Here is a 23,885-nt window from a genome sequence, read left to right as displayed (position 1 = left end):
CAGTGCTCGCCACCTGCAAGCCGCGTCATCGGCATCAGGAGTTTCTGTCGTTTCTGCGCGAAATCGACAAGGCCGTCCCGGCTGAACTCGACGTGCATTGCATCGTGGACAACTATGGCAGTCACAAGCATCCCAAGGTCAAGGCGTGGCTGGCAGCAAAGCCCCGCTGGCACATGCATTTCATTCCGACCTACAGTTCGTGGCTGAACCAGGTCGAACGCTTCTTTGCGCTGATCACCGACAAGGCCATCCGCAGGGGCTCGTTTGGCTCGGTCAAACAACTGATCACGCATATCGATCAGTTCGTTTCTCATTACAACGAAAACTGCAAACCATTCATGTGGACCGCTTCCGCCGATTCCATCCTCGAAAAGCTACATAGACTTTGTTCGCGAATCAGCGGAACGGAACACTAGATTTCTGGGCGGGGCGCACGCCGTGGTATGAAACACCGCGATCGCCGTCGATTGATAACAGGCCAGCGTAACCGCCGACCGAGCGAAATCGAGACGTCCTGTCCGAACGGCTGCTTTGGAGATCGGCCACTGTCCCTAACGGGTCCAGACTGTGTGGAAACACCATTTTCTGCAGGTAGACATAGGGGTTTTGTCGCGATAAGGGCAAGACGGCGATCAAATTGCAGTATAAGTAGGATTGCTTATGCTGCCAGTGAGTAAAACTGCTCGGCATTAGTGTATCCGATGCCACGATATTCCATTTGCCCCTTGGCGATCATGTGCATGAGTTCGATGCCGCTCAACCGGATGCGGGCGCAACTAAAATTCTTGAAGCCGAGCATAGGCCGCGTGCGCCGCTTGATGGCCCGATGATCCTGCTCGACAATGTTGTTCAGATACCTGTTCTGGCGAACCTTGATCGGTGTTTCCCGCTCTGCGTTCAGAGCATCCAGCGCGGCGAGGTTCGCACCGCTTTTATCGATCGTCACGGTCTCGGGCTCGCCGTTTTGGTCGATTGACTTTTCGAAATAGCGCCGCGCTGCGGCCTTGTCACGATGGGCTCGCAGCAGAAAATCCACCGTGTTGCCCTCCTTGTCGACTGCGCGGTACAAATACTTCCACTGGCCTCGGACCTTGATATACGTTTCATCCATGCGCCAGCTCCGACCGACGGCTCGCTTGTGACGGCGAAACGCCTTCTCCAGGACCGGCAACACCTTGATGGCCCAGCGGTGCACGGTTGAATGGTCGACCGAAATTCCGCGCTCCGCCATCATCTCCTCCAGATGTCGAAGGCTCAGCGGATACGCCACATACCAGCGCACACACATCAGAATCACGTCGAGCGGATAGTGCAAACGCTTGAGCACCCGTGCCAAGCTTGGATTCACTGTCGTCATCAAGCGTCCGATCCTTCGTATTGTCAGCCCACATGATATCCGACGCTTACTGCGACAAAGCCGGCGGCGCTGTCCTGCGAGTAGACAGCGACGGATTGGCCGTTTGGACCGCCTACGCCGGAATCGATGCGAGAGGAAACATGGCGTGGTTTGATTTTCAACAAGGCAATGTAGTAGTCGAGAACCCCGCCGGCCGGATTCTTCGCAAGATGTGGAGTTGTCACAGCGGCTTGACGCGAAGGTGCAAGGCGACGAGTGCGAAGTCTACGTCGCAGATGGCAGCGTAATGGGCTAGCTGGCGGACGATAATTTAGTATGCAAAACATCGACACGTCATTTGGTAGAGTCATCCAATATTCCGTGCGCTGATCGCGATCTTCAGTGCGTTGGCGAATAGCCCACTAACCACGGCCAAACTTCTTTCCCCGCCACACAAAGACATGCGTCACGCTCATTTGCTCCTCGTACTATCGATTTGCCTCGGCTGCCTGATCACTCTTCCGGCATTTGCACAAAACGCCGATATGACGGAAGAGGAATTGAGCCGGATGACCGGCGTCGATCCACTCTGGGTGCATATCACCCGCTGTCTCGCGAGGTCAACGATTGAGCAGAGTCTGGCGAGACAGCGGGCGGACGGCTGGACTCTGAACCAGGTGCGGGAGCAACTGGCTGATCAGGTGGCGAGTAATCAAGAATTCGATCGATTCATCACCCACTTCTATAGCGTCAGGGAAGACGCGGTCCCCGAAGAGATTCGACAAAACCACGTTGCCTGCGTCGCAAAGATAACTGGTGCCCCTCAGGAGGGTGTCGACGCATGTTACGTACACAACTACGCTCCATTTCTACAAACACTGTTTGGCGGGAATCCGCGAGCGGCAGACCAACGCAGCACAAGAATCGCGTACGTCGAATGTCTGAAAGAGGCACAGAAGAGTGCCCCCTGATAAAGGCCGTGCCCAATACCGGCCTATGTGAAAGATCGCTGCGTCTTCGGGACGGCCGCTCTTGGGAACGCTGAAGGTTGGCCCAAGGTCGGCTACGGCCGACGGCACCGGGCGGTAGTCGGCCACGATGAGTCGCCTGGCCGAAGCATCCGCCCGAAACTCAAACGTCATGCGCAATCTGAAAGCGGATGGCTAATCGCGGCGCAGTGGTCCGTGCCGGAAACTGAGACCGATCGTACTCCGCGATTCTCAAGTTTCACGTTCAAATGCCGATATTTAGAATGGAATAATTGGGCCGCTAACGGGTTGTGGATTCAACCGGTCGATGCAACACACTAGAACCTGCGTGAGCAGCGGAGGTGTTGCATCGACCGGTTGAATCCACAGTCGACATGCGCCCGTCGCTTCACTCGTGAACGGTCATCCGCCTGGAAGTGCATTCGGTGACTTGCCCGCAAACGCAGCTATATGACTAATCCGTGTCGGCGATAGAGCTGCATTTCCCGATGTAGCTGCTCTCGTGCGGATCCCCCACGGATCAGCCAGATCCGTAACCCTCGGCGATGCGAGTTGGCAGATTCAGTCCAGACTGAGGCGAAGTGGCACTTTCACATCGCCCGGAATGGAAGCAACAGCGACACGGCTCTGCTGCTACTCGTGACACATTCATTGCGACCTACGGGCTCAGACTAGGCTGGAAGCGCAGATTCATAACTTTTGACATTCCAGCGCAAATGTCGATTCGTGGCGGTTGATACGGGGCGGGTGCGGAGCGACACTGGCCGCGTGATACCGGAGGCCGACCGCATGGCAACCATTCCCATCGCGTGGCGCCCGCTCGACGCGCCTGATCTGCCCGACGAACTCAACGGGCGCCACGGCGTGAACCGCGCCCACGGGCGCCGCCAGATTGCCGCCGATGACGACCTCGCGGCAGTGCGTGCGTGGCTCGCCCGTGTGGCCGACACCCCCACCACCTACCAGAATTACCGCAAGGAGTCCGAACGGCTCTGGCTGTGGTCGGTCATCGAGCTCGGCAGCGTGGTACATCAGGATATCGCGCGCCGTCGCTCCGACAACCAGGTACCGCAGGTCTGTCAGCCTGGCCACGCGATCCATGATGAGGAGCAGAGCCTGCGTTCCCTCTGGCAGCGGCGTCTTGAGATGGACCGGTGTCATCTGCCCTGCTCCATTGTTTCGCGAATCAGCACGGCAGCCTCCACGTTGCGCGGTTCCCGCGTACGTAGCAGATCTGCGTACACGAGCAATGGCGGCGCCGTCACATGTCGAGTTTGGGTCTCATCGAGATGCCAGAAGGCATCGATGATCTGCAGTGTGCCGGCCGGATCGGCACGCAGACGGTGGCGTTTCACCAGCGCCATCGTGACTGCGGCTCTTGCGGCAGGTTCGACATAGAGTGTTTGCGTACCCGGCCGAAGCTGTCCGGTCAGTTTCGCAGCTGCGACTTCCCCGCTCCACCATGCCTGCCCTGCCGGTAATTCAGCATGCTGCCACCACGCAGGGTCGTCGGCTGCGAAACGTTGCACGCTCAGCTTCGGTAGCAGGCGAAGCGGATAATTGATGGCCCACTCTTCCCTGAGCGAAGCAGGATCGAGCAGTCGGCGGTCGTCGGTGCCTGTCAGCATGCCCCGTTCACGCAGATCCTCGAAGACGCCGCCAACGGCGCCGAGCGCCACCCCGGCCGCTGCCGCAATGTTCCGGTATGGGCGGTTCACCAGCTCCGGGGCAGACAGCAACACGAAGATCATCCGGAGCGCAGAGGCGTTCGCAGAAATCGCGGGCCGCCCGGTTCTCGAAGCCAACTGCCGGATCTCCGGATTCGGCGACCGGCCTGTCACGAGCAGGTACTGACCAGGGGCGTGCACGTACAGGTTACCCGCCAGGTCGATGAACTGCAGGTCGTGCCCAACACACTCGTCCGCCAATGCCGAAGTCAGGTAGGTGGTCGCAAGTAGAACCGGAAACTCCGCCGTGCGGCTTTTCGCGGCGACAGCTTTCACCTCGTCCCGCGTTCTGATCCGGCCCCGGGACGCAAGCGTATATTGCCTGGCCGTGCCGTTCACTTCCAGCGTACACGTCCCGTCGCCACCCGCCCCGCCATCCTGCCCGGCCGGATGAAACCCCGTCATGTGCAACGGAACACTTGTGCGCAGCGTTGCAGCCGTCACGAGCTGCAGCAGCAACGTTTCGCCCGGACGGTCGAAATCCGGGTAGCCGTAGTGGATGTCTTCGTTCATATATTTTGCATGTTCAAAAATTGTGAACGCCTGACTATTCTGAACAAAAGCAGCGCCACGTTCAACTACTGGTTTTGTTCAAATTTGCTGAACACCGATATTTTATGAACAAAGATGCTTGCACCCCATACTGGACGTGGAACTCGCGCTAACGCAGGCGGCAATCTCGAACGCCGCGACTGGCGGAACGGCACGGCACGGCGAGCGTCTTCGAAACCGCGCGGATGTACACGAAAAACGCACCCGCGATTGCGATCGATTGCGTGTTTGGGGTGACATCGTTTGAGCTGGGGTGATGGGGCGGACGGGTCTGGGCGTTACCGGTCAGCTTCTAAAGCTCAAGCCGCTGAACATATCCCGTGAGCTCAAGATAGCCGCGTCCTATCGGTTTTGCGGCGCTTGTGCTCTCCGAAACCAGCCTGCCGGTTGCCGCACCAGCCTGAAACGCCGTCACCGCGCCCTCCCAATACACCGCGCCGGTGCTCGCGCGGCTATCGAATTCCTGATCGTCCATTAGCGGCACGAGCGTCAGATGCAGGTCCTGCGCGTCGACGCGCATCGCTACCGGATAATGTGCGCCGGTATGCGGTGAACGCCACCGGCGCAGCGGCGTGAAGCTCACGCTCTCGGGGGATAGCGCATGCGTGCTTCCATCGGCGGCGCGCAGCGTGCCGCCTGCCCAGAACTTGCGGCCTGCCTTGTCGCGGATCTGAATGGCCATCAGCGCGCCGCCGTCATCGAGATCGATGCCGATCCAGTCCCAGCCGACCGCGCCGTCCGCGAGCGGCGCCGACGACCATTCGTGATCGAGCCATGCCTGCCCGCGCACGCGCTCACCACTGCCGGGCAAATGACCGCTGCGCTTGAGCACGCCGTCGACGCGCAGCCACGGCTCGCTGTAGTAGTAGCTGGCCTCGTCCGGAAGCGGACCTTTGCGGCTATACCCGCTTGCGCCGTTCACGAGCACCGGCTGCGTCGGCTCCAAAGTGAAGGCAAATGCAAAGCCGGGCGTGGCGACGTTCAGGTGGTAGCGGCCGTCCACGTGGCGCTCGAGCGACCACTCGTCAATGTGTACGGCAGTGTCCGTCTCCCTCGCGTCGGCCAGGCCGAAGCCGCGGCGCGCAACGCGCTGGTCGTACTGCAGGCTGCCCACGTGCGGATCGCTCAGCGCCATGTTGGCGAGCAGCAATTGATTCGGCGCGAAGCGGCTCGGATTCGCGTCGTCGAGGGCCGGGCGCGAGCGGAAGAACGTCGCTTCAAAGCCCAGTGATGCATCGGCAGCGGTACTCGGCGAGGCATCCGCTGCCGCATTGGCATGCGTTTGCAGCCAGCCGGTCACGTACCACCATTCGTTGCGAAAGCTCAAATGCGCGCCATAGTCGCGCGGGAACACAAGCGGCTGTCCGCTCGCCACCGTTGGAAATTCCGGCACGCGCGCCCACGCAGCACTTGGCGCCTGGGCGGCTAGCGGCCATAACAGGAAACTGCGCAGGAACGTGCGTCGTCTCATCGCGTCACCAGTCGTCGCGCACGGCGCGCACCGCATCGAACGACATCGCGGCGCGCGAGCTCAAGAGCGCCGTGAGCGCAGCGGCAACGACGACCACCGACGCCAGAGCGGCCAGCAACCCCCACGGCATGTGCACGCTCATCGTCCAATGAAACGATTGAGGGTTGACGACATGCACGAGCACCATCGCGAGACTCGAGCCCAGCGTCAGGCCGGCGAGCACGCCGAGCAGCGCAACGAGCGCGCCTTCCATCGCGAGCATGACCGCGATCTGGCGACGCATCACGCCGATGTGCCGCAGCATGCCGAACTCGCGCGTGCGGGCGAGCGCTTGCGCGCCGAAGCTCGCGCCGATGCCGAACAGTCCGATGATCACCGCCACCGCTTCCAGCAGATACGTCACGGCGAAGCTGCGGTCGAAGATCCGCAGGCTCGCAGCGCGGATCTCGCGAGGCTGCGCGAACTCGAGATGCTGCCCACCGGGCAGGCTGGCGCGCAAGCGTGCGATCGCCTGCGCCGGTGCCACGCCCGCGGCGAGCCATAAGGCGGCATCGGTCACCCGGGTGTCGCGAGTCAGCCGACGATAGTCGCTCGCGTCGATCACGATGGCGCCGAACTGGCGTGCATAGTCGCGCCAAACGCCGGCCACCGTGAACGGAAAGCGCTGTCCCGCCAGCGGCAGCGTGATGCGCTGGCCGGGGCGCATCCCATACAGATCGGCGACCGCCTCGCTGATCCACACCGGAGGCGGGTCGCCAGTTTGCGGCACAAGAGGCGCAGTCGTCAGCGGCAGGCGCGCGGCGGGATGGCGTGGATCGATGGGGCGCGCGAGCAGGCTGACGGGCGGCAGACGAGCGTCGAGCGAGATTTGCGTCGCGCGAAGAAACTCGGCGCGTGCAACGCCGGGCGTGGCGGCAATGGCCGCCTGGTCGCCCGGCGACAGGAATGCGCTGTCGCCACCAGGCGAAGCGCGCAGATAGAGCGGCGCGGGCAGCAACAGCTGCAGCCAGTCGTCGACCGCGACGCGAAAGCTCGACACCATGATCGCCATTGCCGTCATCAGGCTGAAGCTCGTGACGATGCCCGCCAGGCCGATCGTCGCGCGGCCGGGGGCATTGGCGAGTTGCGACAGCACGAGTTGCGGCAACACATGGCTCGAGCGGGGCAGCATGGCGAACACGGCGCGCGCGACGGCCGGCATCGCGAGCACGCCGCCCAGGAGCAACAGCGCGATCGCGAGATAGCCGAACACCGGCAACCCGGCCACGGGCGGCAGTAGCGCCGCTACGAGCCCGGCGCCGATCGCGAGTAGCGCCGCCGTGACGGTCCGCTTCGTGGTGAGCCGTGCCGCCGGCGCTTCCTCGTCGCCCGCTTTCAGCGCCCGCGCGGGTCGCGCCAGCGCCGCTTCGAGCGCAGGCGCGAGACTGCCGAGCACCGACGCGGCCACCCCCAGCGCAAAAAATGTCGCCGCGGGCATCGCATCGAAATGCACGCGTGGCTGAACCCCTTCGAAATAGCCGCCGCCCAGATCGCCGCCCGCATAACGGAGCACGGCGGCCGCGAGCGCGAAGCCGATGGCCAGACCCGCGGCGGCGCCGAGCACGCCGAGGATTGCGCCCTCCGAGACGACGAGCCGCAGCACACCACGCCGCGTCACGCCTATCGCGCGCAGCAGCGCAAACTGCGCGCGGCGCCGCAGCACGGCGAGGGCCTGCATCGTGAAGACGAGGAACGCACCCGTGAACAGCGCGACGAGCGCGAGCACGTTTAGATTCGCGCGATACGCACGCGACAGCATTGACGTGCGGTGTGCGTTGTCGCCCGGCGTGACGGCGGCAACGCCCGCAGGCAAGAGCGACGCGATCGAACGCGCGAACACTTTAGCGTCGACGCCCGGCTTGAGCTTGACGTCGATGCGCTCAAGCGTGCCGAGGCGCTGCAAGCGCCATTGCGCGGCGCCGATGTCCATTACGCCAACGCGCACCGCATCGCCTGATGCGGGCAGCACGCCCGCCACGCGCAGCGCGACCGAAGCGAGCCCAACCTGCACCGTCAGCGAGTCGCCGGGCTTGAGCGCGAGCCACGTCAGCGCGGCCGGCGAGAGAAACACGGTATCGGGGTCGAGCAGATCGAGGCCGGTGCCTTTTGTGCCATTCGTGCGATCCGTTTGCTCCACGCGTCCGACGAGATTCGGCGTGACGTAGCCCGCGCGAAACACATCGACGCCGAGCAGCTTCAATGACTCGTCGCGTCCCACGACGCGCGCATCGACCTCGACCACCGGGCTTGCCGCCGCGACATCAGGCAAGCGGGCAATGCGCGGATACAGGGTTTCGTCGAAACCCGCGCGCGGGCCGCGCAGCTCGATATCGGCGTTGCCCATCAGCGAGTTGACGGTGGCCGACAGCTCATTGAGCGCCGCGCGATTGATCAACTGCACGGCGTAGCCCATCGCGACGCCCGCTGCGATCGCGAGAATGCCGATCAACGTGCGCAGCGGATGCCCGCGCATTTCGCCGGCGATGAGCGCCGTGCCGATCCCGCCAGCGGGCATGCAACTGCCTGGGCGGCGCGATGACCGCGATGAAGCGCAGTCGCGCGATGGCCGCACGGCGCAGGGCCAGCGCATCGCCGGCTACACTCGGCCTGCGCCCGGCGCGTACGGCTCGATCCCGTCGGGCGTGAGCCGCAGCACGCGGTCGGCGCTAGCCGCCACTGCCGCCGAGTGCGTCGCGAGCAGCACGCCCGCGCCGTTCTTTTGCGCCAGCTCGCGCAGCAGCGCGAGGATGCGCATTGTCGTGTCGTGATCGAGATTGCCGGTGGGCTCGTCGGCCAGCACAAGACGCGGCTGATGCACGAGCGCACGCGCGATCGCTACGCGCTGCAATTCGCCGCCCGACAATTCACGCGGCAACGCGTGTTCGCGCCCGCCGAGCCCGACCGCGAGCAACACGAACGACACGCGCACCGGCACGTCTTTCGCGCGCATGCCGTTCAAGAGCAGCGGCAGCGCGATGTTCTGCGCGGCGGAGAGGTTCGGCAGCACATGGAATGCCTGGAACACGAAACCCATCTTCTGGCGGCGCTGCAGGGTAGCAGCGTCGTCGTCGAGCGTGGCGAGATCCTGTCCGTCGAAGACGATTTGTCCGGCATCCGGCCGGTCGAGTCCGGCCGCGAGATTGAGCAGCGTCGATTTGCCGACACCCGATTCGCCCATGATCGCGACGCGTTCACCTGCCCGCAGTTCGAGATTCACGCCGCGCAGCACGTTGCGCGGCGTGGTGCCGTTGTAGTGCTTCGATACGTTGGCGAGCGTCAGCATCATGGGTCGTCAACCCCTCAATGGCCGTTCTGATTCGCCCCGCCGAATCAGTAGCGCAGCAGATGATCGGTGCCCGATTCAGTAAGTCAGCCTTCGCCCGGGCAGCCCATCATCTGGCGCACATTCGCGTGCTGGTGCGCCAGCGGGAAGCTGTCGAAAAGTGGTGTCTGCTGCGCGCGCGCCTCGGAATACGGACGAATCCGAACACCAGGAACGAATAATGCGTGTACCGCATCACGCCGGCCAGCTCGGATTCGAGGATCTTGTTCAGCACTGCAACGACCGGCTCCTTCTCGATCTCAGTCATGTTGCCTCCAATGCAAGGCAAGTGAGCGGTGGCGGTAGTTCATAGCCCCTCCATCTCGCAGAAAGCGCTTGCAAGCGCGCTGACGAGTTCGATTGTTGCACTTATCGCGGTTTGCCGCTGTTCATCCTGCTCTCCGCGGCCGCCCGGCGACTACGCGATTGCGGGCAGCGACCGCGAGCGGCCCTGACGCTGTCGACCAGCAGCACACAGAACGGCTCTTCGCGATAACGTCGCCTGCCCCGATGAACTCCGGAATGAGTCCCTTGATCGCGATTTCGAGGCGATACGATGGCTGCATCGCCGTACCCGCCATCGATCAGTCCGTGCCGACCGGTCGGGAAATTCCAGTCAACGACATGGCAGGGCGATAACGCTCGACTGGACCGCTACTCGATATCGATAAGACGTGCCTCAAGCAGGCGCGCGAGCGCCAGGCCGCCTTCGCGCATGATTGAATCGTGATTCCAGCGGAACGCTACCCGTGCGAGCGGCATGAGCGCGGCCGCGTTCATCCAGGCACTGGCAGTCCTGACTTGCCAGTCGTAGCGCACCACAGTGCGGCTGCCGTCGGCTGAGAAATACCAGCGCCCCACGCCCTCCAGCGCGCCGCTTGCCTCTCCCTCCAGCGCAACGAGCGGCGCGACGCGCGTGACGCGCACGTCGATGATCACACGATAGGGCAACACACCCTTCCACGTGTAACGATGCACGGCGCCCAGACCGTCGGTCCCGCCCGCCTGCAGTTCGCGCACCGCCTCGACATTCTTCCACCACCTCGGCCAATCAGGTGAATCGTGGATCGCGTCCCAAACCGGCTGCACTGGCGCCTCGATGCACCACAAGGTGGTCAAACGGAATTCCGCCATCGTTCTCCTCCTCCTTGTTTGCGATACGGCTACGCGTGTAGGCAGGCCAGCTCCGCGCATGAAGGCATATTTGCGCGAGCGTTGCGTGGTGCGGAGCAGTGCGCCAGAATCACCCATCATCCACGTCCGAGTATAGGAGGCGGCGATGCGCATACTGGTAATCGGGGCCACAGGGCTTCTGGGCACGGAAATCGTGCGGCTCCTGTCCCGCGACCACGAGGTAATCGGCGCGAGCCGCAAGGGGCCTGCGCTCACGGTGGACATTTCCGATAAGGCGTCGATCGTCGCGATGTACCGTCAGGCGGGCGCACCCGATGCGGTGATCTGCGTGGCCGGCACCGCGAAATTCGCGCCGCTCGATGTACTGGCGGACGAGGACTTCGCGTTCAGCCTGGCCAACAAGTTGATGGGGCAGATCAACCTGGTGCGCTGTGCGCCCCAGGCCGTCAAGCCGGGCGGCTCCATCACGCTGACGAGCGGTGTGCTCGCGCTGCATCCGATTCCGGGCGGCGCGGCGGTGAGCGTCGTCAATGCCGGCGTCGACGCGTTCGTGCGCGCCGCGGCGCTCGAGCTTGCGGGCAAACTCCGCGTGAATGCGGTGAGCCCCGGCTGGGTATCCGAGACCTTGCAGGCGATGGGACGTGATCCGGATGAAGGGGTGCCGGCCGCAGTCGTCGCGCAGGCGTACCGGAAGTGCGTGGTGGAAGACATCACCGGCCAGGTGGTGTCGGCCGCGTTGAGTCCGCAGTAGCGCGAACCTGTGCGATGACGGACATGCCGCTTCCGGACCCGGATTTCGTTTCCGACGCGCAGGCACGCTTCGATGCGCTCGCAAACTATCAGGTCACGCTGAAATCGACATCGGCGGGAGCAGAACCGGTGGAGGTACTCTATGGCTACCGCAAGCCGGGTTTCGTTCGGATTGACTTCATCCGTCCGCATGCCGGCGCGACACTTACCTACAACCCTGAGACGGGGAAGGTCAAGCTTTGGCCATTCGGTTTTGACACGTTTCCGATCCTCACGCTGAACCCCGACAGTCGCATCATCCAGAGCCCGCAGGGTCATCGCGTCGACCGGTCCGACATCGGCGCACTGCTCGTCAATGTCCGTGCGCTCCAACAGCATGGCGACACGCAGGTCGTCGGCGCTGAAACGATCGGCATGCACTGGGCGTCGCATGTGATCGTGACGTGCAGGCCCGGACACGTAGTGACCGGCGTGTTCCGCTATGAATTGTGGTTCGATGTGAGCCATGGGCTGCCCGTCAAGGTTGCGAGCGAGGGTGCGTCACGTGAGCCGATTGAAACGGTGCTGATGGAGGATCTGCGCATCGACGTGCCAGGGTCGCAGCTCAGACCGTTTGGCTAGCGTTCCTCGTCAAGTTTCAGCGACTTTTTGCGGATGGCGACTTCACGGCGACCTACAAGTTCGCCCTGCTCATCTCGCTTGCAGATCTGGCTGTCGAGATCGGCGCGGACGACGTCCAGAACCTCGGGATCCAGGCGGCGGTGTTGACTGCCATTGGTGACTTCAGAGCCTCTGTGCCGGGAATGACTGTCCAGTGAGCTCGTACTGAACCACGCTATGCGGAATTGTTGACAAAGGTGGTCAGTGTTGTCTCAGCGCGGCCATTGAGCTACTGAGGCTGACCCAGAATCAGGGCCGTTCTAAAGTGGAAATTTCCGGCTCTTCGGGGTGGGCCGAATCGGCCCGGGGCTTGCACTGGTGCGCGAATTCGGCAGGTGTCATCCACTGCAATGCAGGGTGGGGACGTGCCTCGTTATAGTACTCGCGCCAAGCATCGATTTTGCGCATGGCGTCCTCGAGCGACAAGAACCAATGCGCATTCAGGCATTCCTCGCGGAAACGTCCGTTAAACGATTCATTCTTCGCGTTATCGGTTGGAGTGCCAGGGCGCGAGAAGTCAATCTCCACGCCGTTTTCGTACGCCCACTTGTCGACCACCTTGGAGATGAACTCACTGCCGTTGTCCGTCTTGATAAAGCGTGGCAACGGTCTGCTTGCGGCTATGCGGTCCAGAGCCGCTACGACGTCTTCTCCTCTCAGCGTGGCGCCGACGTCAATAGCCAGACACTCTCGCGTATGGTTGTCGACAATCGTCAGCGTGCGCAAACGCCGGCCGTCAAACAGCGCGTCAGCGACGAAATCCATGCTCCAGATCTCGTTAATCTCGGTCACTATCTGCCTGGGCTGCCTCACCCTCGCTGCCTTGTTTCGCCTCGGCCGTTTATGCCGCAATGACAGCCCCTGCTCGCGATAGAGCCGATAAACTCGTTTATGGTTGTCGCCAGTCGATGCCTTCGAGCAGCATCGACAGTTGCGCATGGCTCAGGCAAACGACGCCGCCATCGGCGCGTGGCCAGACGAAGCGTCCGCGCTCCAGACGTTTCATCAGCAGGCACATGCAGTCACCGCTCCACCACAGCACCTTGACCAGATCGCCGCCTCGGCCCCGGAGCACGAACACATGGCCACTGAACGGATCGCGCTCCAGCGCGGTCTGGACCATCGCGGCCAGGCTGTTGAAGCCTGAGCGCAGGTCGGTCACGCTACCAGCCAGATTGCAACGCTCGTCGAACGTCAAAGCCGATTCGTGATGCTGGTAAAAGTAGCCGGCAAGGATTCCGAGGCCGTAGTCAACGCATTGATCTGACACGCCAGCAAGTTACCGTGCGAGCTATATAAATCGCTGACCCGGGACAGGGGCACGGAAATGGCTGATCACAAACGCTTTACCGTCGCAACCGACGTCCAGCTGTCAACACCGATTAGAAACTGACCCACGGGGGGGCAGGATTCGGTGCAAATCAACAAAGGTTTCTCCTGCGGCCTTGCCACTAACTTTACAGTGGGATACTTCAGAGGGGAAAGGTCAAACCGGCGTATCAGAGCCGAAATCCAGCGCGCGGAACCGCCTGGGTTTTCTGGGCAAAGCTTGCCTGCCTCAAATGGAAAAGCCCCGCGCGCCCCGAATTCCGTCGGGTCGCGCAGGGCTATGGCCCATCGCGAGCGTGCTCCGGGATCAATCGTGCGCCATCGCGCGTTCAATAGTCACATGCGTGGGCATCATATTGACGTTCGCATTGTGCATGACCCACAGCGAAAGCCCGACGATCACGATGATCAGGAAGGCCGTGCATAGAAAGATGCCGGTATTTGCACGCTGGCTGCGCGATGCCCCGATATGCAGGAAATACACGAGTTGCACGACGAGTTGCGCAACACATAGTACGACGATGAGCATGAGTCCTGCGTCCGGTGGTACGACGTGCCCCATGACCACGCCGAATGACGCGAGCGTGAGCATGAGCGAGAGGACCGTGCCGATCATGTAGCCATGGAAGCTGCCATGTGAATCGTCGTGTCCGATCTTGTGGGGGGCGTGGGATTGGCTCACAGCATGCCTCGCAGATAGACAAAGGTGAAAACGCAGATCCACACGAGATCCAGGAAGTGCCAGAAGAGGCTCAGACACGCGAGACGCCTGCGGATCACGCCGGTCAGGCCGAACTTGAAGGTCTGATGCATCATCACGGCGATCCACAGCAGACCGGCGGTGACGTGCAGGCCGTGTGTGCCGACCAGAGTGAAGTATGCCGACAGATACGCACTCGTGCCCGGGCCCGCGCCGTTGGCGACGAGCTTCGCGAACTCGTTCACCTCCATGCCGACGAAGCCCGCGCCAATGACGAACGTCAAGGTGAGCCATACGATCACCTGCGCGCGGCGACTCGCATGGAGGCTCAGCATCGCCATGCCGAACGTGACGCTGCTCGCGAGAAGCAGCAGCGTTTCGCCGAGCACGTAAGGCAGTTCGAACAGTTGCCTCGCGCCCGGACCACCCGCCGTCGCGTTCGCGAGCACGCCGAAAGTGGCGAAGAGCGTCGCGAAGATGAGGCAATCGCTCATCAGATAGATCCAGAACCCGAGCGTCGTTTTGGCGCCGTCGTCGTGGCCATGCCCATGCGCGTGGACGTGATGTGTTGCAGCGTGAGCCATGACTTAAGCCGCCTCCTTCAGTTGCGCGAGTTGTTCGAAGCGCGCGTTCTCGATACGGGCGACCTCGGCAGCCGGGACATAGTAGTCCACGTCTTGATCGTAGGAGCGCACGATGAACGTCGCGATCATGCCGATAAGTCCCACCGCCGCGAACAGCCACATGTGCCACACGGCCGCGAAGCCGAACAGGAGACTGAACGCGGAGATGATGAAGCCGGCGCCCGTATTGCGGGGCATGTGAATGTCCTCATAGGTGCGCGGCTGCACATAGGCGCGGCCCGCTTCCTTGTTGTCCCAGTGCTGTTCCACCGAAGTGATCTTCGGCAGCACTGCGAAGTTGTAGAACGGCGCGGGCGACGACGTGGACCATTCGAGACTGCGGCCGTCCCACGGATCGCCGGTGACGTCGCGATTGGCTTCGCGATCGCGCACGCTCACCACGATCTGCACAATCAGGGCGAGGATGCCAAGGCCCACGATCACCGCTCCAACGAGCGCAACCACAAGCCACGGATGCCATTCGGGCACCGCATAGTGATTCATGCGGCGCGTCATGCCCTCGAAGCCGAGGACATAGAGCGGCGTGAAGGCGAGCCAGTAACCGATCAGCCAGCACCAGAACGACACCTTGCCCCAGAACTCGTTCAGCGTGAAGCCGAACACTTTGGGGAACCAGAAGCTGATGCCCGCGAGACAGCCGAACACCACGCCGCCGATGATCACGTTGTGGAAGTGCGCAACGAGGAACAGCGAGTTATGCAGAACGAAGTCCGCGCCCGGCACGGCGAGCAGCACACCGGTCATGCCGCCCACGGCGAACGTGACCATGAAGCCGATGGTCCAGAGCGTCGCGCTGTGATAGCGGATGCGGCCTCGATACATCGTGAAGAGCCAGTTGAAGAGCTTCACGCCGGTCGGGATCGAGATGATCGAGGTCATGATTCCGAAGAACGCATTGACGTTCGCGCCCGAGCCCATCGTGAAAAAGTGATGCAGCCACACGAAGAACGAAAGAATGCCGATCGAGGCCGTCGCGTACACCATCGACTTATAGCCGAAGAGCGGCTTGCCCGAGAATGTCGCGATGATCTCCGAGTACGCGCCGAACGCAGGCAGGATCAGGATATAAACCTCAGGGTGCCCCCACACCCAAATCAAGTTGATGTACATCATCGCGTTGCCGCCGAGCTCGTTCGTGAAGAAATGCATGTCGAGATAGCGGTCCATCGTGAGCAGCGCGAGCGTGCCGGTAAGCACCGGAAACACCGCGACGATCAGGATGTTGGTGACGAATGCCGTCCACACGAAGACCGGCATCTTCATGAGATTCATGCCGGGCGCGCGCATGCGCAGGATCGTCACGATGAAGTTGATGCCGGACAGCGTGGTGCCGAGACCGGACACCTGCAGCGCCCATATGTAGTAGTCGACACCGACTGTTGGACTGTAGCCGAGCTCCGAGAGCGGCGGATACGCGACCCAGCCGGTAGCCGCGAAGTCGCCGACGAACATCGACACCATCACGAGGACCGCGCCCACTACGGAGAGCCAGAAGCTCAGCGAGTTCACGAACGGATACGCGACGTCGCGCGCGCCGATCTGCAGCGGCACGACCACGTTCATCAGTCCGAGAATGAGTGGCGTGGCTACAAAGAAGATCATGATCACGCCGTGCGCCGTGAAGATCTGGTCATAGTGATGCGGCGGCAGGTAGCCAGCCGCGTCGCTATACGCGATGGCCTGCTGTACGCGCATCATGATCGCGTCGGCGAAACCGCGCAGCAACATCACGATCGCGAGAATGATGTACATCACGCCAATGCGCTTGTGGTCTACCGAGGTAATCCATTCGCGCCACAAATAGCCCCACTTCCCCACGACCGTGATGGCGGCGAGCAAGGCAAGGCCGCCGAGCGTCACGACGGAGCCCGTGCCCATGATGATCGGCTCGTGCCATGGAACAGCATCGAGCGTAAGTTTTCCAAACATATGTGATTACTCCGCTGCCAGGTTGGCGGGTGTTGACCCGCCGGTACGATCGAAGACGTGCGCACCCGTGCCGGTTCCGCAAATCGGATTGCCATGGACATCGAGCATGTACTTGTTGACCACGCTTTCGAAGAGATCCGGTGCCACGCTCGAATAAAGCGTTACCGGGGTTTTCTCGCCCGGCTGCGCGAGATGGGCGTAGGCCGCGTTGGTGAGCGGCACGCGCGAGGCTTTCGCACGTGCAATCCAGGCGTCGAAATCGGCCCGGCTGGTGGCGAGCGTGTCGAAATGCATGTCGGAGAAGCCCGGGCCGCTGAACGCCGCCGAACGACCCGCGTAGACGCCGGGCTCATTCGCGATCAGATGAAGCTTCGTCTGCATGCCCGACATCGCGTAGACCTGGCTACCCAGTTGCGGAATGAAGAAAGAGTTCATCAGCGATTCGGCGGTCAAGCGGAACGATACGGGCGTATCTACCGGAATCGCCAGCTGGTTCACCGAGGCGACACCGTAATCCGGATAGATGAAGAGCCACTTCCAGTTGAGCGCCACCACATCGACGCGCAACGGCTTCTGCTGCGATTCGATCGGGCGATACGGATCGAGCGAATGCGTGGTACGCCAGATCAGCATGCCGAGCGTGAGCACGATCACGCAGGGAATCGACCAGACGACGACTTCAATTGCGGTGGAGTGCGCCCACTTCGGCGCGTAGGTCGCGCGCGTGTTCGATGCCCGGTAGCGCCACGCGAACCACAGCGTGAGTGCAATCACCGGGATCACCACGAGCAGCATCAGGCCGAGCGCGACCAGAATCAGGTGCTTTTCCTGCGAGCCGATGTCGCCTTTAGGATTGAGCAGCACAGAACTGCAGCCGCCAAGCAGCACGAGTGCGCCGCTGGCGGCGAGCGTCGCGGCGGCGCGCAGTTTGCTTTGGAAGAGTGGAAAGAAACGTGTTGACTGGGGCAATGGTGGGCCGGCTTCGACGGCCGGTCCTCTTCGAGAGTCGGAATTGCGCATGTGGGGTTCCATGGTTGACGATCGCGCAAACCCATCCATACGTGCTCACATTGCCTTCGCGACGGCTAAACTTCGCCACCCAGAAAACCATACATGGACAGAATGTATGCATTTACGCGCTTCGCGTCTGGATGGTAAAGTAAGACATGACGCATACATCCGCGACAAAATGACGCAAAACAACCTGATTGATCCGCACAACGGCACGGCGGCGTGGGCTTCTGCTCTGGATGCCGGTGGCGCGCCGCGTTATCGGCAACTCGTCGAATTCATTAAGCGCGGCGTGGCCAACGGTGTGCTCGTGCCAGGCGAGCGTGTGCCCACGCAGCGCTCACTCGCCGCCCTGCTCGGCGTCGACCTGACCACTGTGACGCGCGGCTTCAACGAAGCGCGGCGGCGCGGCCTTATCGAGGCGCGCGGACCACTCGGCACCTTCGTTGCGGCACCGCGTGCGAGACTCTCGCAGCGCGTGGATCTGAGCAAGAACATTCCACCTCCGCCCGTGGGTATTGATACGGACGCGCTATTGCGCGAGGGCCTCTCGCGCCTCTTGCTGCGCAGCCACGCCGACTTGCTGATGACGTATCACATCGGCGGCGGCAGCGTGGCCGACTGCAAAACAGGCGCACAGTGGCTGAAACCGGTACTCGGGAGGGTCGATCCCGCACGCGTGGCGGTGTGTCCCGGCGCGCAAGCGGCGCTGGCTGCACTGATTCTTACGTTCACTGAACCGGGCGAGGTGGTCCTGAGCGAGCCGCTCGTCTATCCGGGTCTACCGCACGCCGTCGCAGAACTGGGCCGCCGCCTCGAAACTGTGGCGACGGACGCCGACGGCATGCGCCCCGACGCGCTCGAAGCGGCCAGCCGCCTGCATGGGGCGCGCCTGCTGTACCTGAACCCGACGCTGCAGAATCCCACCACGATGACCATGCCTGAAGCGCGCCGCCGCGAAATCCTTGGCATGGCGGCGCGCTGCAACCTGCATATCATCGAGGATGATCCGTACTGGCGCTTCGCACCCGACGCACCGCCGCCGCTCGCGTGCCTCGCGCCGGCCCAGGTCTCCTATCTCTCGACGCTCTCGAAAACGCTCTCGCCTGGGCTGCGCACGGCCTTTCTTGTGATGCCCGACGCCGCTTCGCGCGTGCGCTTGCTGACCGCGATGCGCTCGTTTTCGCTGATGGCGGCGCCGCTTACGAACGCGCTCGCAATGCAATGGATCGACGACGGCGTGGCCGCCCAGATCTTGGAGGGCGTGCGCGCGGAGGCGCACGAGAGACAGCGGATGGCGGCGCAGACGCTCGGCTCGCCGGCAGGTGCGGGCATCCACATCTGGTACATAGTGCCGAGCTATTGGGACGCACGCGATCTCGCGGCGGCGGCGCGCATCGAGGGCATCATGGTGGCGCCCTCGACCGCATTCGCGCAAGGCCCCGAATCGACCAACGCGATCCGCATCTCGCTAGGTGCGACGACCGAACGCGCAGGCCTTCAGGCCGCGCTGCGGCAGATCTCCGAATTGCTCGCAAATGATCGTTCGGCGCACGCGCAGGTGATCGTATAGTCGCGGAAGCGGCATCCAGAGGCGCGAATGGCTTTGCCACGCTGATGTACTGGTGGCGCAAGACGGCGCGCGAATGAAATGACGCAATCAATGGCACCGGTGTGCTGCTGCGGGCATCAGCCCACGCGGTGTGCCGGTACTAAAAGGTTCCAGGCTGGCTCCAACACGTACCACCGCGAAACGTGCCGCTTGTCCGAATAATAGACCTTGTCGGGCTCACCAGCCGACGACAACCATCAACGCATCCGGAAGAGAAGTCGATCGCGATGAACCAACGCGCCCAAGCCATCGAGCGTCTGGAGCGTAGCGGTGAGGACAGCAGACGCCGACGCGCCCTTGCCGCACGCCTAGACACCGCCCTGAATCGGGCCGGCATCAGTACCGCCCGCCTCGCCCGGCGGCTCAACGTAGGCCTGCATGACGTGCAATTCTGGCGCCGTGGTATCACGGTGCCGCCGGTGAATGTATTCCCTCGGATAGCCGCCTTTCTCGATGTCGATGCCTTCTGGCTGTGTACCGGGCGGACTGTGGGAGCGCTGGCCGTCTAGCTAAGAAGCAACAAGAAGACGTGCGCGCAGGCAGGACGCAGTCCGAGCAAAAATTCCGCAAGTCAATGAAGCGACTGGGCTCCTTTTTCTGAGGTCTGACGCGAGCGTCGCCCGCGAAGCAGCGTTCCGTTAAGAAGTGTCGACGGTCGGTACTTTTTCAATATTCGTAATACTCTTTCGCCGATGAGGCGTTGAAGCCACGCGCCGGGACATCTATATTCGTTTTCCTTCAAGTCCGTGACCACGGCATCAACATCCGGTGATTCTGGCGGCAGCGCTGACAGACACCGCGCCACCACCACCGCGCATTCCCACGAAGTCCCTTTTATTGTCGGCCGCAGGCCCCGTCGATTTGTCCCGATGAGAGCTGGCGGTCCCGAGCATGGTCTTTTGGGGCGCACCAGCCTGCGCGTCGCGGGCAGTCTCTGGAGACGGCATGGAGCATGCGTACGCTCATTTGATGCATTTGCTCGCAGGCCATCCCGCCTGGACGCTAGTCGTGATTTTTCTGGCGGCTTTTCTCGAGGCTGTGGCCGTAATCGGGACATTCATCCCCGGCAGCACGGTGATGTTTCTGGGCGGTGCGCTTGTCGGAACAGGGTCCCTGAATCTTGGCTGGAGTCTTGGATGCGCGCTGGTCGGCGCTGTCGCGGGTGACGCGTTGAGCGACTGGCTCGGAAGCCGCTTCAAGGAAACGATTAGCCAGATGTGGCCATTTCGCACGCATCCGAAAATGCTTGAGAAGGGGCACGCCTTCTTTATCAAGCACGGTGCAAAAAGCATCGTATTCGCGCGATTCATCGGCCCGGTACGCGCCGTCATACCTGTCGTGGCTGGAATGTTCGAGATGCGGCCTGCGCGCTTTTACGCAATCAATGTTGCGTCAGCCCTGGTATGGGCACCAGCACATATCTTGCCGGGTATCGTGTTCGGCGCATCAGTTCAGTTAGCCGGAGCGGTGTCCTTTCGCCTCGTTGTCCTCCTGGCCGTTCTGGTCGGTCTTGTATGGATGACATTGCGGGTCGCGCGCTTTCTGGCGCGACGAGCCAGTAACCTGGCATCGGCGCTCCAGGTCAGACTGTCGGATTGGGCCACAAATCACACGGGGCGAACCAGTTCCGTGATTCTCCGGTTGTTGAGTCTTGACCGGACCGTGCTCGTGATTACGGTGAGTGCCTCCGCAGTCGTTGTCCTTTGCACCGGCGTATTTTTCAGGATTCTTCGAGACGTCATCGGTGCGGCGCCCTTCCTGCAGCTTGACGTTTCGGTGTTCCAGTTCATGCAGTCGGTCCGTAATCCGTGGAGCGACTCCGTGTTGTCCCGGCTTTCTCTGCTGTCGAGCATACCGACTCTCCTGGCATTGGTGGCGACTGCCTCGTGCTGGATGGCACTGGAGCGCCGCTGGTGCGCCCTGATTTCCTGGCTGGGCGCTGTCGTCTTTTCCGGAGTCGTACTTCTGGCTATTCAGTGCATCATTGACCGTGTGCCGCCCGGCTCGCTGCCCACAGATGCGTACAGGTCTGCCTGCAATCATGTGGCGGCATCGGTCGTGGTTTATGGGTTCATCGGATTTTCCATCATGCGCAGGGAAGGAGCCCTCATCGGCTTTCTTGCCGCCATGACATGCGCGGTCGTTATTTCCGGTACTGCACTCTCTGAGCTCTACTTCGGACGATTATGGCTGTCAGATGTCGTTGCGAGCGCGGCGCTGGCGTTGGTATGGGTGGCCATCGTTGGGCTTATCGCTGTCTGGCATCGACCGCACGTGTCCGCGCGCGGTTACTTGTCGGCTATTTTTCTGCTGGTCGCGGGTTGCAGTTCAGGTTTGCAGCACGATACGAACTCGCCTCGCCAATTCGATGAGCGGTCACAAACGTCTATGCAAGTGCTCGGCACGGAAGACCAATGGGCGAAGTCGCTCTGGAGCGAGCTACCCTGCTACCGCGCAGATATGGTCGGAGAGCGGTCAGAGGCGTTTTCCATTCAATGGGCTGCCGGGCGCGAGGACATCCGCCGGCAACTTCACGCGACGGGGTGGATGGAGAGTCCGGGGCTCGATATTCATAGCGTGCTGTCGCTGGCCGTGCCGCACGCGGGCGCCATGGAATTACCCGTATTACCACGGCTGAACAATGGGGTGCCGTCGACCATGATGTTTATCCGGACCGGCGAAACACCCGAAGACCGGTACGTGCTTAGGTTCTGGGACAGTGGCCGTGCAATCGTGGATGTTAGTGGTAAAGCAGCAACACGAGTCTGGATCGGGTCGCTTGCGCATGAGCACATGAGCACGCCAGCATGGCCGTTCAATGTCCTGCGTGGTGACGCGCCCCAAGGGTACCCATCGACCCAGTTGCTTGCCGTGCCAGCCACCTCCGCAATTTCCACAGTGGAATGCCGCGGCACTCCGCTGACCTTATTGACCGCTATGGGCAGATAAGCCGGGTTACTTCGCGAAGGCATTCTCACAGGTGTCGTAAAGCTCGTCATTCGGCTGCCTCACCTGGTGAGTGCCGTTTTACATTAAACAACAGGGAGCAGGGTCGTGCCCGAAGTTTCACCAGCGTTAATTACCACGTGGGGCGCCTGGGCTGTGTTCGCAAGCGTGCTGGCTACCCAGCTTGGCGTCCCGATGCCGGCTGCGCCCATGCTACTTCTCGCAGGCGCTGCGGTTTCGTCGGGGCTGGTTTCATTCTGGTACGTACTCGCTGGCGCGGTGCTTGCCGTGGTTTTGGCCGACTGTATTTGGTTCACAATAGGACGGCTCTACGGGCGTCGTGTACTAAACGCGCTCGTGCGGATATCGCTCTCGCTGGACACGAGCATAAAGAAAACGCGCGAGTGCTTTGAACGGTTCGGTGCACCAATTCTGTCGGTCTCGAAGTTTGTTCCCGGCCTTGGACTCATTGCGCCACCGCTTCTGGGCACGACCCTTATCGACAAGAAAATTTTCCTGGCATGGGACCTTACAGGGGCGTTGGCGTGGTCGGGTTTCTGGTTGCTTGGGGGTACGCTCTTCGGAAATCAGTTGACCCATCTCATGGCTGTCGTGAGTGCACATGGCGCGACTGTACTTGACATGCTCGCATTGGTATCGGTCCTGTACTTCTGCTACAGATGGATTCAGCGTTTGCGATTTCGGAGATGGCTTGCGCACATCCGGATTTCACCCGTTCAGCTTGATGCGATGATGCGAAACGACCGGCCACCGGTTATCCTGGATGCGCGCCCGGCGGCAGTCAGGCAGGCAGAGCCGCATCGGATACCGGGTGCCTTGCTTCTCGACCTGAGCTCGCCGGAAAAGGTCGACGCAGCGCTGCTCGAGCACGACATCGTCGTTTACTGCGTTTGCCCCAATGAAGCGACCGCCAAACAGATTACGCGGCAGATGCACAGAAAGGGATTCAAACGCATATGTGCATTGAAGGGAGGGCTCGATGCATGGGAGCACCACGGTTATCCGGTCGAGCCCCTGCCCTCGCAGGTCGAAGTCGATGAAGGCCCAGATGGCGACCTGGCGGCGACCACAGATGAGAGTGGTGCTGTAACGTTACGGGCGATTGCCCCAAAGTGAGCGCGCATCGCGACAAGGCTGCTGGGGGCACTGTCAGGTTAGTGGACAGGCGGCGGTAAAATGATGCAATGAAGAAGACGAAATCCATTTATCACCGGCCACCGGTTCCCCGCTGTCGTCATCAGCTGTGCTGTTCGCTGGTATTTCCGGTTCAGCCTGAGCCTGCGCGACATTGAGGAGTTGTTGCTCGAGCGCGGTGTCGTAGTCACATACGAAACGATCCGTTGCTGGTGCGACAATTTCGGCGCTGTCTTTGCACGGTGCGCCAAAGCGGCGCGGCGAAATCCGGGTGGCACCTGGCATCTTGATGAGATGTTCGTCACGATGCGCGGCGAGGCGTATCTGTTATGGCGTGCGGTAGATGAGCATGGTGCCGAACTGGATGTGCTGGTGCAAAAGCGGCGCGACAAGCCTGCGGCAAAGCGCTTCTTCCGGCGGATGCTGCGTTCGAACCCGGTGCCACGCGTGATCGTTACTGACCGGCTGCGCAGTTACGCGGCAGCGAAGGCCGAGATTCCCGAACTCGCTCACGGGTGAGTAGACCCGGGGAATTTCATCCCGAGTCTCTCGCAGAACCGTACGTGAGACTCTCGCCTC

20 protein-coding genes and 5 pseudogenes are annotated in these 23,885 nt (G+C 61.8%); 11 read left to right on the top strand and 14 right to left on the bottom strand.

Going from position 1 to position 23,885, the window contains the following annotated elements; all coding sequences use genetic code 11:
- Positions 1-416: IS630 family transposase (locus ACFPTO_RS25065; RefSeq protein ID WP_377715774.1), on the top strand; the 416-nt coding region annotated here is incomplete at its 5' end.
- A 242-nt stretch (positions 417-658) separates the two neighbouring features.
- Here the strand turns inward: ACFPTO_RS25065 and ACFPTO_RS25060 are convergent.
- The gene (locus ACFPTO_RS25060; protein WP_377715778.1) at positions 659-1,357 is read right to left on the bottom strand and encodes an IS6 family transposase; all 699 of its coding nucleotides are present in this window, start codon (positions 1,355-1,357) and stop codon (positions 659-661) included.
- 440 nt (positions 1,358-1,797) lie between these two features.
- On the opposite strand from ACFPTO_RS25060, the gene ACFPTO_RS25055 reads away from it, so the two are divergent.
- On the top strand, positions 1,798-2,307 hold the full coding sequence (locus ACFPTO_RS25055; RefSeq protein ID WP_377715772.1) for a hypothetical protein: 510 nt from the start codon (positions 1,798-1,800) through the stop codon (positions 2,305-2,307).
- A 708-nt stretch (positions 2,308-3,015) separates the two neighbouring features.
- Here the strand turns inward: ACFPTO_RS25055 and ACFPTO_RS25050 are convergent.
- Entirely contained in the window at positions 3,016-3,486 is a 471-nt protein-coding gene (locus ACFPTO_RS25050; RefSeq protein WP_377715771.1) for a hypothetical protein, read from the bottom strand.
- Positions 3,483-4,565, bottom strand: coding sequence for a type IV toxin-antitoxin system AbiEi family antitoxin (locus ACFPTO_RS25045; protein ID WP_377715769.1), 1,083 nt, complete (start codon positions 4,563-4,565; stop codon positions 3,483-3,485). The genes ACFPTO_RS25050 and ACFPTO_RS25045 overlap by 4 nt, the downstream gene beginning before the upstream one ends.
- A gap of 179 nt (positions 4,566-4,744) precedes the next feature.
- Here ACFPTO_RS25045 and ACFPTO_RS25040 point away from each other — a divergent pair.
- A pseudogene (locus ACFPTO_RS25040) lies at positions 4,745-4,861 on the top strand (GNAT family N-acetyltransferase); the annotation flags it as partial.
- A 35-nt stretch (positions 4,862-4,896) separates the two neighbouring features.
- Here ACFPTO_RS25040 and ACFPTO_RS25035 read toward each other — a convergent pair.
- From ACFPTO_RS25035 to ACFPTO_RS25015, 5 genes and pseudogenes are all read right to left on the bottom strand, one after another.
- Positions 4,897-6,075: a lipocalin-like domain-containing protein gene (locus tag ACFPTO_RS25035; RefSeq protein WP_377715767.1), complete on the bottom strand. Its 1,179-nt coding sequence runs from the start codon at positions 6,073-6,075 to the stop codon at positions 4,897-4,899.
- 4 nt (positions 6,076-6,079) lie between these two features.
- Positions 6,080-8,629 (bottom strand): FtsX-like permease family protein, encoded by a 2,550-nt coding sequence (locus ACFPTO_RS25030; RefSeq protein WP_377715765.1) that lies wholly within the window; start codon positions 8,627-8,629, stop codon positions 6,080-6,082.
- Between the two features lie 81 nt (positions 8,630-8,710).
- Positions 8,711-9,397, bottom strand: coding sequence for an ABC transporter ATP-binding protein (locus ACFPTO_RS25025; RefSeq protein ID WP_377715776.1), 687 nt, complete (start codon positions 9,395-9,397; stop codon positions 8,711-8,713).
- A 184-nt stretch (positions 9,398-9,581) separates the two neighbouring features.
- Positions 9,582-9,704 (bottom strand): annotated as a pseudogene (locus ACFPTO_RS25020) (ferritin-like domain-containing protein); the annotation flags it as partial.
- Between the two features lie 386 nt (positions 9,705-10,090).
- Entirely contained in the window at positions 10,091-10,570 is a 480-nt protein-coding gene (locus tag ACFPTO_RS25015) for an SRPBCC family protein (protein WP_377715763.1), read from the bottom strand.
- Between the two features lie 145 nt (positions 10,571-10,715).
- Here ACFPTO_RS25015 and ACFPTO_RS25010 point away from each other — a divergent pair, with 145 nt between their 5' ends.
- Both ACFPTO_RS25010 and ACFPTO_RS25005 read left to right on the top strand, forming a co-directional pair.
- Positions 10,716-11,321, top strand: coding sequence for a short chain dehydrogenase (locus tag ACFPTO_RS25010; protein WP_377715761.1), 606 nt, complete (start codon positions 10,716-10,718; stop codon positions 11,319-11,321).
- Positions 11,322-11,344: 23 nt separating this feature from the next.
- Positions 11,345-11,941: a DUF1571 domain-containing protein gene (locus ACFPTO_RS25005; RefSeq protein ID WP_377715759.1), complete on the top strand. Its 597-nt coding sequence runs from the start codon at positions 11,345-11,347 to the stop codon at positions 11,939-11,941.
- Between the two features lie 288 nt (positions 11,942-12,229).
- Here the strand turns inward: ACFPTO_RS25005 and ACFPTO_RS25000 are convergent.
- Positions 12,230-12,877: pseudogene (locus ACFPTO_RS25000) on the bottom strand (IS3 family transposase); the annotation flags it as partial.
- Entirely contained in the window at positions 12,870-13,103 is a 234-nt protein-coding gene (tnpB, locus tag ACFPTO_RS24995) for an IS66 family insertion sequence element accessory protein TnpB (RefSeq protein WP_465262965.1), read from the bottom strand. The pseudogene ACFPTO_RS25000 and the gene tnpB, both read right to left, overlap by 8 nt.
- A 33-nt stretch (positions 13,104-13,136) precedes the next feature.
- Between tnpB and ACFPTO_RS24990 the strand changes: the two are divergent.
- A pseudogene (locus ACFPTO_RS24990) lies at positions 13,137-13,352 on the top strand (transposase); the annotation flags it as partial.
- Between the two features lie 264 nt (positions 13,353-13,616).
- On the opposite strand, the gene cyoD reads toward ACFPTO_RS24990, so the two are convergent.
- From cyoD to cyoA, 4 genes are read right to left on the bottom strand one after another with little or no spacing between them, the layout of a single operon-like run.
- Positions 13,617-13,991, bottom strand: a complete 375-nt coding sequence (gene cyoD / locus ACFPTO_RS24985) for a cytochrome o ubiquinol oxidase subunit IV (protein ID WP_377715755.1) — start codon at positions 13,989-13,991, stop codon at positions 13,617-13,619.
- Positions 13,988-14,593: a cytochrome o ubiquinol oxidase subunit III gene (gene cyoC / locus ACFPTO_RS24980; protein ID WP_377715754.1), complete on the bottom strand. Its 606-nt coding sequence runs from the start codon at positions 14,591-14,593 to the stop codon at positions 13,988-13,990. The genes cyoD and cyoC overlap by 4 nt, the downstream gene beginning before the upstream one ends.
- A gap of 3 nt (positions 14,594-14,596) precedes the next feature.
- A complete protein-coding gene (gene cyoB / locus ACFPTO_RS24975; RefSeq protein WP_377715753.1) occupies positions 14,597-16,582 on the bottom strand; it encodes a cytochrome o ubiquinol oxidase subunit I in 1,986 nt (661 codons plus the stop codon).
- A 6-nt stretch (positions 16,583-16,588) separates the two neighbouring features.
- The gene (cyoA, locus tag ACFPTO_RS24970) at positions 16,589-17,602 is read right to left on the bottom strand and encodes a ubiquinol oxidase subunit II (RefSeq protein ID WP_377715752.1); all 1,014 of its coding nucleotides are present in this window, start codon (positions 17,600-17,602) and stop codon (positions 16,589-16,591) included.
- Between the two features lie 169 nt (positions 17,603-17,771).
- Here cyoA and ACFPTO_RS24965 point away from each other — a divergent pair, with 169 nt between their 5' ends.
- The 5 genes and pseudogenes from ACFPTO_RS24965 to ACFPTO_RS24945 form a co-directional block, all read left to right on the top strand.
- A complete protein-coding gene (locus ACFPTO_RS24965) occupies positions 17,772-19,166 on the top strand; it encodes an aminotransferase-like domain-containing protein (RefSeq protein ID WP_377715751.1) in 1,395 nt (464 codons plus the stop codon).
- Between the two features lie 266 nt (positions 19,167-19,432).
- Positions 19,433-19,714 (top strand): helix-turn-helix domain-containing protein, encoded by a 282-nt coding sequence (locus ACFPTO_RS24960; RefSeq protein WP_377715750.1) that lies wholly within the window; start codon positions 19,433-19,435, stop codon positions 19,712-19,714.
- Positions 19,715-20,150: 436 nt separating this feature from the next.
- Positions 20,151-22,154 (top strand): VTT domain-containing protein, encoded by a 2,004-nt coding sequence (locus ACFPTO_RS24955; protein ID WP_377715748.1) that lies wholly within the window; start codon positions 20,151-20,153, stop codon positions 22,152-22,154.
- A 105-nt stretch (positions 22,155-22,259) separates the two neighbouring features.
- Positions 22,260-23,288, top strand: coding sequence for a VTT domain-containing protein (locus ACFPTO_RS24950; protein ID WP_377715746.1), 1,029 nt, complete (start codon positions 22,260-22,262; stop codon positions 23,286-23,288).
- A 68-nt stretch (positions 23,289-23,356) separates the two neighbouring features.
- Positions 23,357-23,819 (top strand): annotated as a pseudogene (locus tag ACFPTO_RS24945) (IS6 family transposase); the annotation flags it as partial.
- Positions 23,820-23,885: the final 66 nt, after the last annotated feature.

The sequence above is a fragment of the Paraburkholderia denitrificans genome (genome assembly GCF_042655705.1).
In the GTDB taxonomy this organism is placed as follows: domain Bacteria; phylum Pseudomonadota; class Gammaproteobacteria; order Burkholderiales; family Burkholderiaceae; genus Paraburkholderia; species Paraburkholderia denitrificans.
This window is presented reverse-complemented; position numbering and strand designations above follow the sequence as displayed.